The sequence below is a fragment of the Pseudomonas triclosanedens genome, assembly GCF_026686735.1.
GTDB lineage: Bacteria > Pseudomonadota > Gammaproteobacteria > Pseudomonadales > Pseudomonadaceae > Pseudomonas > Pseudomonas triclosanedens.
The window spans coordinates 3,171,033-3,184,385 of the sequence record NZ_CP113432.1 but is presented as its reverse complement, the minus strand read 5'-3'; the positions used below and the strand labels follow the sequence as shown (position 1 = coordinate 3,184,385).

Annotated in this window: 12 protein-coding genes; all 12 read left to right on the top strand. The window is 65.8% G+C overall.

All coding sequences use genetic code 11. The annotated features are described in order from the left end of the window. Positions 1–58 precede the first annotated feature (58 nt). The 12 genes from OU419_RS14685 (at position 59) to OU419_RS14630 (ending at position 13,017) form a co-directional block, all read left to right on the top strand. A complete protein-coding gene (locus OU419_RS14685) occupies positions 59–1,393 on the top strand; it encodes a Rieske 2Fe-2S domain-containing protein (protein WP_254476388.1) in 1,335 nt (444 codons plus the stop codon). A gap of 56 nt (positions 1,394–1,449) precedes the next feature. Next, positions 1,450–2,310: an alpha/beta fold hydrolase gene (locus tag OU419_RS14680; protein WP_254476390.1), complete on the top strand. Its 861-nt coding sequence runs from the start codon at positions 1,450–1,452 to the stop codon at positions 2,308–2,310. Beyond that, positions 2,307–3,704, top strand: coding sequence for an amidase (locus OU419_RS14675; protein WP_254476392.1), 1,398 nt, complete (start codon positions 2,307–2,309; stop codon positions 3,702–3,704). The genes OU419_RS14680 and OU419_RS14675 overlap by 4 nt, the downstream gene beginning before the upstream one ends. Before the next feature lie 147 nt (positions 3,705–3,851). Then, positions 3,852–5,189, top strand: coding sequence for a Rieske 2Fe-2S domain-containing protein (locus OU419_RS14670; RefSeq protein ID WP_254476394.1), 1,338 nt, complete (start codon positions 3,852–3,854; stop codon positions 5,187–5,189). Positions 5,190–5,338: 149 nt separating this feature from the next. Then, the gene (locus OU419_RS14665) at positions 5,339–6,358 is read left to right on the top strand and encodes a ring-hydroxylating dioxygenase ferredoxin reductase family protein (protein WP_254476396.1); all 1,020 of its coding nucleotides are present in this window, start codon (positions 5,339–5,341) and stop codon (positions 6,356–6,358) included. An 11-nt stretch (positions 6,359–6,369) separates the two neighbouring features. Then, positions 6,370–7,713, top strand: coding sequence for a zinc-binding metallopeptidase family protein (locus tag OU419_RS14660; protein WP_254476398.1), 1,344 nt, complete (start codon positions 6,370–6,372; stop codon positions 7,711–7,713). After that, the gene (locus tag OU419_RS14655; RefSeq protein WP_254476400.1) at positions 7,706–8,461 is read left to right on the top strand and encodes an aspartate/glutamate racemase family protein; all 756 of its coding nucleotides are present in this window, start codon (positions 7,706–7,708) and stop codon (positions 8,459–8,461) included. Before OU419_RS14660 ends, OU419_RS14655 begins: the two co-directional genes overlap by 8 nt. After that, a complete protein-coding gene (gene iaaH / locus OU419_RS14650) occupies positions 8,458–9,906 on the top strand; it encodes an indoleacetamide hydrolase (protein WP_254476402.1) in 1,449 nt (482 codons plus the stop codon). Before OU419_RS14655 ends, iaaH begins: the two co-directional genes overlap by 4 nt. Before the next feature lie 33 nt (positions 9,907–9,939). Continuing rightward, on the top strand, positions 9,940–10,698 hold the full coding sequence (locus OU419_RS14645) for an SDR family NAD(P)-dependent oxidoreductase (RefSeq protein ID WP_254476404.1): 759 nt from the start codon (positions 9,940–9,942) through the stop codon (positions 10,696–10,698). 77 nt (positions 10,699–10,775) lie between these two features. Beyond that, on the top strand, positions 10,776–11,732 hold the full coding sequence (locus OU419_RS14640; protein ID WP_254476405.1) for a VOC family protein: 957 nt from the start codon (positions 10,776–10,778) through the stop codon (positions 11,730–11,732). Continuing rightward, positions 11,729–12,592, top strand: a complete 864-nt coding sequence (locus OU419_RS14635) for an alpha/beta fold hydrolase (protein ID WP_254476407.1) — start codon at positions 11,729–11,731, stop codon at positions 12,590–12,592. The genes OU419_RS14640 and OU419_RS14635 overlap by 4 nt, the downstream gene beginning before the upstream one ends. Next, entirely contained in the window at positions 12,589–13,017 is a 429-nt protein-coding gene (locus OU419_RS14630; RefSeq protein ID WP_254476409.1) for a lipocalin-like domain-containing protein, read from the top strand. The genes OU419_RS14635 and OU419_RS14630 overlap by 4 nt, the downstream gene beginning before the upstream one ends. Positions 13,018–13,353 lie beyond the last annotated feature (336 nt).

Genomic DNA, 13,353 nt, shown 5'->3' with positions numbered 1-13,353 from the left:
GAACGCAACCGCCCCGCATTCGGCGGGGTGCGGTTCGATAGCCTGGAGGGGATACCCAATGTCCGATCAGCCCACCGCGCGCCGGCGCGCCGGCGACGCCGTAGTCAGCGATGCACGTCTGAACAACAGCAAGACCAAGAGCCAGTACCAGCCCTACCGTGACGCCAACTGGGGTTTCATCAACCACTGGTACCCGGCGCTGTTCAGCGACGAACTGCCCGAGGACGAGGTCAAGGGCATCCAGATCTGCGGCGTGCCCATCGTCCTGCGCCGGGCCAACGGCAAGGTCCATGCGCTCAAGGACCAGTGCCTGCACCGTGGCGTGCGGTTGTCCGAAAAGCCCATGTGCTTCAACAAGAGCACCATTTCCTGCTGGTACCACGGCTTCACCTACGACCTGGAGAGCGGGAACCTGGTGACCATCGTCGCCAACCCCGACGACAAGCTGATCGGCACCACCGGCATCACCACCTACCCGATCCACGAGGTGGCCGGGCTGATCTTCGTCTTCGTCCGCGAGGACGACTTCCCCGACGCCGACGTGCCGCCGCTGGCCCACGACCTGCCGCTGCGCTTCCCTGAAAACAGCGAGCGCTACCCGCACCCACTGTGGCCGGCGGTGCCCAGCCTGCTGGATGACAACGCCGTGGCGCTGGGCATCCACCGTACCGGTTATACCGACTGGCGCATCGCCTGCGAGAACGGAATCGACAACGCACACCTGCTGCTGCATCAGGACAACAGCATCATTCACGCCCTGGAATGGGTGCTGCCCCTGGGCCTGTTGCCGCAGGACGACTGCATCGCCGTGCTGGAGGAGGAGGGCGGGCCCAAGGGCATGCTGCAGTGGCTGAGCACCGATAAATGGAAACCGGTGCTGGAGAACAAGGAGCTCGGTCTCAAGGTGCCGGGTATCAACGGCCGACCCTATCGCACGTCGATCACCCTGCCAGGCCTGGTGGCCGTGGAGAATTGGCCCGGCGAGCACATGACCCAGCTCGAATGGTTCGTGCCGATCACCGACGACACCCACGAATACTGGGAAGTCATCGTAAGGGTCTGCAACACCCCTGAAGAGCTGGAACATCACAAGTACCGCTACGAGCGAGTCTACAAACCGCTGGCGCTGCACGGCTTCAATGACTGCGACATCTATGCCCGCGAGGCCATGCAGAACTTCTACGCCGACGGCACAGGCTGGGACGAGGAGCAGATGGTTTCCACCGACATCTCGCCGATCACCTGGCGAAAGGTCGCCTCGCGCTGGAACCGCGGCATCGCCAAGCCCGGACGCGGCGTGGCTGGGGCGCGCAAGGACATCTCGCTGCGCTTCAAGGACACCGCCGATGGCCGCCGCCCAGGCTACGAAGTGATCAAGATCCAGGAAGACTGAGCCCTGTGCGGGGCGGCGTTTGCCGTCCCGTTTCCCGCCTCCGAAGGATACTCGACATGACCCATGAGCTTCCGCCGAGCCGCCATCTGCGGGTGGACGGCGTCAATCTGCACTACCGGGAACTGGCCGGGCCGCCCGGCGCTCCGGCGCTGCTCTTCACCCACGGTGGCGGCCCCGGCAGCGGCGCCTGGAGCAACTTCCAGCGCAACGCCGAGGCCTTCTCCGCACGCTATCACTGTTACTTCCTCGACCTGCCGCAGTTCGGCGGGTCCGACCGGGTGCCGGTTGCCGGCCCGGTGTTCACCTGGCACGCCAACAAGTTGCGGGGCTTCCTCGACGGCCTGGGTATTGACCGCGTACACCTGGTAAACCAGTCCTTTGGCGGCTGCGTGGCGATCCGCTTCGCAGCCGAGCATCCGGAGCGGGTCGCGAGTCTGGTGGTGATTGCCTCGCAGCCGGTGGCTCGCGGCGTGATGCAGCCGCTGCCGCTGTTCAGCAAGCACGCCGCCGGGCTGATCGGCGACTACTACCTGGCCGACGGTGGCCCGAGCCTGGAGAAGATGCGGGCGCTGATCTGCCGCTATGAACTGCACGACGACGATCGCCTCGACGAGCAGGCCCTGCAGTTGCGCTACGCCGATAGCTGCCGGCCGGGGTTCGTTGAGCTGCTGCAGACTCCCGGTGCATTCGGGGAGTGGGAGGACCTGACATCGCTGTTCTCCCGTGTGCGTGCGCCGAGCCTGATTTTCTGGGGCCTGCATGATTGGTTCGGCGGCATCGACGTACCCATGCTGATGCTCAACCAGTTTGCCGATGCGCGCCTGTACGTGATGGGCAACGCCGCTCACCACCTGCAGAGCGAATGCCCGGACGAATTCAACGCCGCTGCCCTGGCTTTCCTCGAGGAGCTCTCATGAGTGAACCCCTGCATTACCTGGAGATGTTCGAACTGTCGTTGCTGATTCGCAGTGGCAGGCTATCGCCGGTGGAAGTCACCCAGATGCAACTGGAGCGCATCGAAAGGCTCGACGGCGGCCTGCGCAGCTACGTCACCGTCACCGCCGAGCGGGCCCTGGCGCAGGCGCGCCAGGCCGAGCGGGAACTGGCGCGAGGCGAGTGCCGGGGGCCGCTGCACGGTATTCCGCTGGCGCTCAAGGACCTGTTCCACACCGAAGGCGTGCCGACCAGCGCCGGTATGCCGCTGTACGCCGGCTTCGTGCCCTCCGAGGACGCCACGGTGGTTGCGCGCTTGCGCGAGGCCGGCGCGGTGTTGCTGGGCAAGCTGCAGATGACCGAAGGCGCCTTCGCCACCCCTCATCCTGACCTGCCGGCACCGAACAACCCCTGGCATCACGGGCACTGGACCGGCGCCTCGTCCAGCGGCAGCGGCGTAGCCGTGGCCGCCGGGCTCTGCTACGGCGCGCTGGGGACCGACAGCGGCGGCTCGATCCGCTTTCCCTGCGCCGCCAATGGCCTTACCGGACTGAAGCCGACCTGGGGCAGGGTAAGCCGCCACGGCTGCTTCGAACTGGCCGCCAGCCTCGACCATGTCGGGCCGATGGCGCGCAGTGCGCGAGACGTGCTGTTCCTGCTCTCGGCGATCGCCGGGCACGACCCGCGCGACCCCACCTCGCTGCCCAGCGTTTGCCTTGAAATACCGGGCATCCAGGACAGTTTCCAAGGACTGCGCGTAGGCATCGACGAAGCCTGGTTGAGCGATGGCGTCGATCCGGCTATCCAGGCGGCGCTGGAGCGGGTCATGGCGCTGGTGGTCGAGGGCGGTGGGCAGTTGCTTCGGGTGCGGGTGCCGGACACCCGCGCGGTCAGCACCAACTGGGAGGCTCACTGCGGTGTGCAGACCGCCGTGGCCCATGCCGCCACCTATCCTTCGCGCGCCGACGCGTACGGCCCGGCGCTGAGTCGTCTGATTGATTGCGGGCGCGCCTTGAGTGGCATGGATTATCAACGCGTGCTGCTCGAAGCGCAGCGCTTCAACGGTGAGCTGGAGGCGCTGCTGTCCGGCGTCGATCTGCTGTTGGCGCCAGTGCAGCCATTCGCCGCTCCGAACCATGAACAGCTAGCTGCCCTGGCCCAGGACCCTGAGTTGAACCGGCGGCTGATCCAGTTCACGGCGCCCTTCAACGTCAGCGGCCACCCGGCGCTGAGCCTGCCCTGCGGCTTCACCGACGGTGGGCTGCCGCTGGGCTGCCAGTTCATCGCCAACAAGGGGGGCGAGGCGGTGCTGTGCCGCGCTGGCATGGCACTGCAGAAGCTCAGCGATTGGCACCGCCAGCATCCCCCAGGGCTCTGATGCCAGGGTGTCGAATACTTCCTGCACTGGCGGGATAAGGTCCTCGGTCCCGGGAGCGCCAGCGAACGGGTGCCCTCCCTAGGATGGCTCCAACAGCGTCGCCGGCGGTCGGCGACGCGACTCTCAGTCGCCATCAAGGGGGACTTCATGTCCGACCAGCCCATCATCCGTCGCCGTGTGGTGTCGCACGGGATCAGCGACGCCCGCGTCAACAGCAGCAAGATCCAGAGCCAGTACCAGCCATACAAGGACGCCGCCTGGGGTTTCATCAACCACTGGTACCCGGCGCTGTTCAGCGACGAACTGCCCGAGGACGAGGTCAAGGGCATCCAGATCTGTGGTGTGCCCATCGTCCTGCGCCGGGTCAACGGCAAGATCCATGCGCTCAAGGACCAGTGCCTGCACCGTGGCGTGCGATTGTCCGAAAAGCCCATGTGCTTCAACAAGAGCACCATTTCCTGCTGGTACCACGGCTTCACCTACGACCTGGAGAGCGGGAACCTGGTGACCATCGTTGCCAACCCCGAAGACAAGCTGATCGGCACCACCGGGCTGACTACCTATCCGGTGCAGGAAGCGGCGGGAATGGTCTTTGTTTTCGTGCGTGAAGACGGCTTCCCCGATGCCGACGTGCCGCCGCTGGCCGACGACCTGCCGTTCCGCTTCCCACAGGAAAGCGAGCGCTTCCCGCATCCGCTGTGGCCGGCTTCGCCGGGCGTGCTGGACGAGAATGCCGTGGCGCTGGGCATGCACCGCACCGGCTTCGGCAACTGGCGCATCGCCTGTGAGAACGGCTTCGACAACGCGCACATCCTGGTGCACAAGGACAGCACCATCGTCCATGCCATGGACTGGGTACTGCCTCTGGGCCTGCTGCCGACTGCCGACGACGGCATCGAGGTGGTGGAGGACGAGAAGGGGCCCAAGGGCCTGATGCAGTGGCTGTTCACCGACAAGTGGCAGCCAGTGCTGGAGAACAAGGAGCTGGGGCTCAAGGTGGAAGGCGCCAAGGGCCGCTACTACCGCACCTCGGTGGTGCTGCCCGGCGTGCTGATGGTGGAGAACTGGCCCGGCGAGCACATGACCCAGTACGAGTGGTATGTGCCGATCACCGACGACACCCACGAATACTGGGAAGTCATCGTGCGCGTCTGTGACACCCCCGAAGAGCGCGAGAAGCACCAGTACCGCTATGACCGCGTGTACAAGCCGCTATGCCTGCACGGCTTCAACGACTGCGACCTGTACGCCCGGGAAGCCATGCAGAACTTCTACGCCGACGGCACTGGTTGGGACAACGAGCAACTGGTGGCCACCGACGTCTCCCCGATCACCTGGCGCAAGCTCGCCTCGCGCTGGAACCGCGGCATCGCCAAGCCCGGTCGCGGCGTGGCCGGTTCGTTGAAAGACACGGCGTTGCGCTTCAAGGACACCGCCGACGGCCGCCGTCCCGGCTACGAAGTCATCAGGATCCAGGAAGACTGAGACCAACGCCGCCGGGCGACACGCTTTCCTGCACTACCGGGATAAGCGTGCCGTCCCGGGAGTGCGGGCCGCCCAGCCGCCTTCCTACTATTCGTTCAGCGGCGCCCGACAGGCGCCCATAGCCTTGTTTGCCGCGGAGTCTCGCGAACATGAAAGAACACCAGGTCACCTTCAATTTCGCCGATGGCGTCAGCCGCAGCCTGGCTGTAGCCGAGGGCACCAGCATCCTCGATGCGGCCCTGGCGGCGGAAATCCCGCTGCTTCACCAGTGCCGCTCCGGCAGTTGCAGCAGTTGCGTTGCGCAACTGGCTGGCGGCGAGGCGAACACCCGGCCCGGCGCCAGTTCCACGCTGTTGGCAAGCGAGTACGCCAACGGGCAGCGCCTGCTCTGCGTGTGCCAGGCGCAATCCGACTGCAGCTTCGACCTGGCCTACGGCAGCGAGGTTGGCGCCGGCGTGGCGGTACAGGTCAACGCTTTCATCGACTCTGTGGAACGCATCGCCAGCAATGTGGTGCGCCTGACCCTGGAGTTGGCCGATGGCGACTGGCTGGAGTTCCGTCCGGGGCAGTTCATGCAGATCGAGGTGCCGGGCTTCGGGGTGCTGCGCAGCTACTCGCCAGCGAGCACCTTGGCAAGCCTTCCGAAGCTGGAATTCCTGGTGCGCCTGCTGCCCGGCGGGGCCATGTCCAGCTTCCTCGAGGAGCAGGCGCAGCCTGACCAGGTGCTGAGCCTGTCCGGTCCTTACGGTGCGTTCTTCCTGCGCGAGGAGAAGCGCCGCGCGCCGCACATCTTCGTCGCCGGCGGCACGGGCCTGGCGCCGATCCTGTCGATGATCGACAGCCTGCGCCAGGTAAGCGGGCGCAAGCCGCCGATGCTCCTGAGCTTCGGCTGCGCTGTGCCCGAGGCGCTCTTCTGCCTGGACGAGATCGAGCTGCGAAAACAATGGTTGCCGACCTTGGAGGCACGCATCTGCGTGGATCGCGAGGCTAGCGCCGGCCTGCATCCGGGCAGTCCGGTCAGTGCCCTGCGCGAGGGTGACGTCAGTACCGACAGCGTGGCCTACCTGTGCGGCCCGCAACCGATGATCGACGCCGCCACGCGGCGCCTGATCGAGCTGGGCATCGACCCGGCGAACATCTTCGCCGAACAGTTCGTGCCCAGCCATTGAGGAGCCTTGTCATGCAGCCCACCACGCCCAAAGCGTTTTCCGCCGAGCAGATGAGCTGGTACGAACAGGCTTGCGCGCACCTCGACGCCAAGCGCCTGCAGAAATTGCTGTTCGAGCTCAGCGATATCCACAGTCCTACCGGTGCCACCCGCGCTGCCAGTCAGTACATGGTCGATTACCTGGGGCGTGTCGGTTTCAGCGCGGATTATCAATCGCTGACTGACATCAGCGGCAACGTTGCAGCGCGCCGCCAGGGCAGCGGCGGTGGTGCGTCGGTGATGCTCTACGCGCCGATCGACACTCACCTGGAAGCCGACGGCAGCGAGCACCTGCTGACAGGCTCTGCGCCAGAGGCTGATATGCAGCCGCGCGCACGGCAGGTCGACGACTGGGTGTTCGGCCTCGGCGCCTCCAATCCCAAGGGCATGATCGCCACCCTTACCGAGGTAGCGACCGCACTGATCGAGGCCGAGGTGCCGCTGCGCGGTGACCTGCTGATGGGGATCGCCGACGGAGGCATGCCGGTGGACATCTCCGCGCGGCAGCACGCCGGTATGTCCAACGGTGTGCTGCACCTGCTCAACCGCGGCATGTATCCAGACTTCGCGATCATCATGAAACCGTGGAACTGGGTCTACCACGAGGAGCCGGGCATGGCCTGGTTCAAGCTGCGCGTGCACGGCACCCTCGGCTATGCCGGGGTGGGCCGTGACGTGCCGGGCTTCCGCAGCTCGGTGGTGCCCGCCGCCACGGTGATCCAGGAGCTGGAGCGCTGGATCATCGACTACGCCGAGCGCAACACCTCCGGGGTGATCAAACCCCACGGCTGGATCGCCGGGGTACGCGGCGGTGATGTCGAGCGCCCGGCCTTTCCTTCGGCGATCACCGAGCTGTTCTTCGACGTGCGGGTCAACCCACGCACTTCGCCGGCCGATGTGCGCGCGCAGTTCGCCTCCTTCGTCGAGGGGCTGCGCCGGCAGCGTCCGGAACTGGTGCTGAGCTGGGACATGTACGGCTCGGTGCCGGGCGGCAGTACCGACCCGCAGAACTGGATCATCCAGTCCTGCAAACGCGGCTGGGAGCATATCGAGCGACGTCCCCACGGCACACCCGATCTGCTGGGCGGGCAGACCGATGGCGCAGCCTTGCGCCGTTACGGTGTACCCACCGCGCGCATCGGCTGGCCCTGGCCGGCCCAGGGCGCGCCGTTGCCGGTGGCCGAAGGGCTGGGAGGCATGGGCGCCACCTACATTCCCGACCTGCTGCCGTGCGCTCGAAAGATTCTCTATGCGCTGGTCGACACCCTTACGCGTTCCCGCGCCGAACTCGGCCTGGAGGAGCACGGGCATGGCTAAGCGAATCAAGATGATCGTGCCGGTACCGTTCAGCGAAGAGGCGTGCCAGGTCATGGCCCGGCAGTTGCCGCCAACGCTGCTGCGCGACGACATCGAAGTGGAGTTCGCCGGTGCCGGGCGCATGCAGGGTTTGGCGAAAAGCCTTCACGACATGGCGGTCTTGGAACTGGCGGTAATCGAGGCGGGCATTCGGGCCGAGGAGGAGGGCTTCGACGCGGTTTGCATCAACACTGTCAGCGATTCCGGCCTCGCCGCGCTGCGCTCGCGCCTGAGCATTCCGGTAGTGGCGCCGGGGCAGGCTGCGTTCCACCTGGCCTGCACCCTCGGCCAGCGCTTCAGCGTGCTGACGATGTGGCCGCAGTGGTTGTTTCCGCTGGACCGCAAGAGCCTGTGCGAAGGGAGCCTGGAGGCACGTCTGGCGTCGATCCGTGCGGTCGACGTCCGCCGGCATGCCGAAGCACTTCTACAAGGCAGGGAAGAAACGGTCTTTGATCGCTTGCTCGAAGTGGGCCGGCGCGCCATCGAGGAGGATGGTGCGGATGTGCTGGTCCTGGGGGCAACCACCATGCACCGGGCTCACGCTTACCTCGCCGAGCAGTTGCCCGTGCCGGTGCTAAACCCCGGGCATGTCGCATTCAAACTGTGCGAAACGCTGCTCGATCTCGGCCTGAACCACAGCAGGCGCGCCAATCCGGCATCGGTCGTCGGCGAATTCCAGGCCTTCGCCCAGGCCGGGGAGCGCGTATGAGGCTTTTCCAGTCTGCCCAGGGCCATGTACTCAGCGACCTGACCATCGCCGAGGCGACCGCGGCTTTTCGCGATGGCGTACTGACCAGCGTTGAACTGGTCGCCGCCTGCCTGGACCGCGCCGAGGAGGGCGCTGAGCTCAACGCCTTCATCACTCTCGACGCCGCCGGAGCCCTGGCCGCCGCCCGTGCCGCTGACTCCGCGCGGCGTGCAGGCAAACCGGGCAAGCCGCTCAGTGGCATCCCCATCGTGGTCAAGGACAACATCCATGCCGCCGGCCTGCCGTGTACAGCCGGCACCCCGGCACTGGCCGGCTTCGTCCCGGTCAAGGATGCACCGGCGCTGCAGCGGCTGCGCGACGCCGGAGCCATCGTGCTGGGCAAGACCAACCTGCACGAACTGGCCTTCGGCGTCACCGGCTATAACCCCGCATTCAACACCGGCAGCCGTCCGGGGGTGCGTAACGCCTACGACAGCGAGCGGATCGCCGGCGGCTCGTCTTCCGGCAGCGCCGTTGCGCTCGGTGCTCGCATGGCCCTGGCCGCCCTGGGCACCGACACCGGTGGCTCGATGCGGGTGCCCTGCGCGCTGAATGGCTGCGCTTCGCTCAGGCCCAGCTCCGGGCGCTATTGCGGGCGCGGGGTAATCCCAATCGCACCGAGCCGCGACACCGTTGGCCCGATGGCCCTGTGCATGGCCGACGTAGCCCTGCTCGACGCCCTGATGACCGATGACCACGGCCTGCCGCCGGTGGAACTCCGACGCTTGCGCCTGGGCGTGCCGGCGGAGTTCTGGGGCGACCTCGACGCGGATACCGCCGCTCTCGCCAATGCCGCCCTGGAGCGTCTCGGCCAGGTCGGCGTGACCCTGGTGCCGATCGCCGAGGCTGGTTTGTTGGCGCTTAACGAAGCGGTCGGCTTCCCGGTCGTCATATATGAGGCACGCCAGGCCATGCGCGATTACCTGCGCGAGCAAGGCCCGGGCATCGCCATTGAGGAGTTGGCCAAGGACATTGCCAGCGTCGACGTGCGCGCCGTCTACGAGCACTGGGTGCTGCCCGGCAAGATTCCGCAGGGCGATGTCCTGGTGGACGTCGAGCCTGTCTACCGGGCTGCCTGTGAAGGTGGCCGCGCGGCACTGCGCGAGCGCTACCAGGATCTCTTCGAACAGCACGCGCTGGATGCCCTGGTATTTCCGACTTCCCCCATCGTGGCGCCGCAGGCTGGGCCGCAGGTCAACGAGCCGGAAGTATTCCGGCGCCTGATTCGTAATACCGAGGCCAGTGCCAGCGCTGGTCTTCCGGGCATCCAGTTGCCCATCGGCCTGGGACCGCAAAGCGGTCTGCCGGTGGGCCTGGAGCTAGATGGCGCAGCCGGCAGCGACCGCCGCCTGCTGGCCATTGGCGTGCTTCTCGAAGCCCTGTTCGGGCGCCTGTCGGCGACCTGAACTCCATACCGTCCCACCTGAGAGGTTCATCCGATGCATCTGAATTACCAACTGCAAGACAAGGTCATTATCGTCACCGGCGGCGGCAGCGGCATGGGTCGCGACGCCAGCCTGGCCCTGGCACGAGCCGGCGCGCGCGTGGTGATCGGCAACCGTAGCGCCCGTGTGGGCGCCGACCTGGTCGAGGAAATCGTCGCAGCCGGCGGCCAGGCGCAATTTCGCGTCACCGACGTGACCCGTCCCGCCGACTGCGAGGCGCTGGTTGCACTGGCCATTGAAAAGTACGGGCGCCTCGATGCCGCCTTCAACAACGCCGGCCTGCAACGCGAATTCAATGACCTGCACGAGACTCCCCTGGAGGACTTCTCCGACGTCATTGATATCAATCTGAAGGGCATGCTCTACATGATGAAGTACGAGATCGCTGCGATGCTGAAGACTGGCGGCGGCGCCATCGTCAACAACGCTTCGATCTTCGGCCTGAAGGCCATGCCCAAGACCGCTTACTACATCGCCGCCAAGCACGGCATCGTCGGAGCCACCCGCGCCGCCGCACTGGACTACGCGACCCGCAATATCCGCGTCAACGCCATCTGCCCGGGGCCGATCAAGACCCCGAGCTTCGACCGCGTGACCGGCGGTGATGACCACATGTACGACGACGGTGTACCCATGCACCGCATCGGCCAGACGCGCGAGATCAGTGCGGCGGTGCTCTGGCTGTTGTCGGAGCATTCCTCCTACGTGACGGGCGCGACTCTGTCGGTGGATGGCGGCATGTCCGCCGAGTAATCGGCGCAACTGCCCGCCGCCATTCCGGCGGCGGGCTCTGGCGCGAGGCGTCAGGATCGCTCGGAGGAGTGCCGGGGATGATTCACGCATTGAGCTACGTGGTGGCATTCACGCCGCACCTGAAGCCGTGGACGAGGATGGCGGCCGAACAGATCGGCCTGCAGGTCGAGCCATTGCCGCTAGGGCAGGGCGCCCGCCTGCGCATGGACGATAAATACCAGCGCCTGTTGCTACTGGACGCCAATCAGGCGGACATGATCATGGGGTTCGAAGTAGCCGACGCAGGTGCGCTGGAGGCGGCCGGCGGCGTATTGGCTGACGCCGGATTTCCTGTCAGGGCAGGTTCCCGCGATGAAGCGGAACTGCGCGGCGTCGCCGACTTCCTCTGGTTCCGCGACCCGGATGGCCGGCGAGTCGAGGTAGCCTGGGGGTTGCGCGCGGCTGCCACGCCGTTCCAACCGGGGCGCCCGCTGGGAGGCTTCCGTACCGGCGAACTGGGCATCGGCCACGTTGCGCTGATCACCGAGCATTTCGAGGAGATGTGCCGGCTGTACAAGGCAGTGCTCGGCTTCCGCGTCAGCGACCGTGCCCATGCGCCGTTCCGCGTCGAATTCCTGCACGTCAATGCGCGACACCACACTCTTGGCATCGCGCACACTGGCGGTCCGGCGAAGATTTATCACCTGATGCTGGAGTACCGCGACTTCGACGACCTCGGCCGGGCCTACGACATGGCCTTGGAGAATCCGGAGAGCATTGGCGTCACTCTCGGCCGGCACATCAATGACCATGTCACCTCCTTCTACCTGAAGAGCCCCGATGGCTGGATGCTTGAATTGGGCTGGGCCGCGCGTACCGTGGGCCCTGACTGGCAGGTGGAGGAACTCGAGGGCATGAGCCTGTGGGGCCACGATCGCACCTGGCTGCCGCCGGACAAGCGCGAGGAGGCCCGGCAGATCCTCAAGAGCCTGGCGCGCAAGGGCGTGCGGGTGCCGGTGGTGACCGATTCGCAGAACAGGACCGCCAATCCATGAACGCTGCACATTCGTCCGGCGACGTCTCGCCGGAAATTGGCCAGAGCCTGGAACTGGGCGACTGGTGCATCAACTATCACGACCAGGGGCAGGGAGAACCGATCCTGCTGATTCACGGCTCCGGCCCCGGAGTCACTGCCTGGGCTAACTGGCGCGGCGTACTGCCGGTGCTGGCGCAGCAGGCGAGGGTGCTGGCCCCGGACATGCTGGGCTTCGGCTACACCCGTTGTCCGTGCGACGGGATGCTGACCCCGGAAGCCTGGGTGGCGCAACTGGTCGGCTTGCTCGATGCGCTGAACATTCAGGCGGTGTCGGTAGTCGGCAACTCCTTCGGTGGTGCCATCGCCCTTGCATTGGCCCATCGCCACCCACAGCGGGTGCGCAAGCTGGTGCTGATGGGCGCAGTGGGGCTGTCGTTCCCGATCAGCGCCGGGCTGGAGAAGGTATGGGGTTACCAGCCATCGCTGGAGGCCATGCGCGAACTGATGGGCGTCTTCGCCTACAACCGTGGCCTGATTACCGACGACCTGGTCGCCATGCGCTACCAGGCGAGTATCCGCGACGACGTCCAGGAGCGCTTCTCGCGCCTGTTTCCGGTGCCACGCCAGCGCGGCGTGGACATGCTGGCGCTCACCGAGGCGGCGTTGCGCGAACTGCGGCAAGACACCCTGATCATCCATGGCCGCGACGACCAGGTAATTCCCCTGGAGGTCTCCGAGCGGCTGCTACGGCTGATCCCCCACGCCCAACTGCACGTATTCGGTGAATGCGGGCACTGGGTGCAGATCGAGCGCGCGGAATCCTTCGCTCGCCTGGTCAGCGATTTTCTTCTTCCTAACCAACAGAGGGCTACTACATGAACAAGGCAACTATCCAGGGACGCTGGGACATCCTGTCCTGGGAACAGGTCTACGACGACGGCCGCGTGGTCTATCCCATGGGCACTGAATTGGAGGGCTTCATCGAGTACGGCCCGCACGGCATGTTCTGCGTGGTGGCCAAGGCAGGGAGGGCAGGATTCACCACGGGCGGCCAGTGGTCGGCAGACGCAGCCGAACAGGTCGAGGCCTATGCCAGCTATCTGACCTACGCCGGCGACTACGATGTGCAGGAAAACGGGATCCTCCACCATGTGCGCTACAGCCTGTTTCCCAACTGGGTGGGCGCCACCCAGCACCGCGTGGCGAAGCTGGAGGCAGACGAGTTGATCCTATCGGCCCGGCTGGAGGAAAACACGAGCGAGGCTCGAACCGCACAGTTGGTATGGCGGCGTCATGCTTCATAAACGTACATATGGCGCCATAGGCATCTGAGCGATCGAATCCGCGGAACGTAGCTGCACTCGGCCAGAGGCAGCTACCGACCATTCAGTCGTAGATGTAACGAAGCGGGTCTCGATAGCGAGGCACTGCGAGGGCCGCGAGTTCATCAGTGCAGCAGCCTCGTCTCCCGAGAAGTCACCAGTCGCAAATGTCACGCTAAATCCTGCAAGCCGAGAATCCTGTCCAGCCGTGCTACCGAGCATCCCCTCGACGGTGCTGACGATCGCCCCCAAGCAAGCAGGCATTGCGCAGATCGCGCACGGCTCTGTGGGGCGACAACGAAAGACGGCGAGGCATCA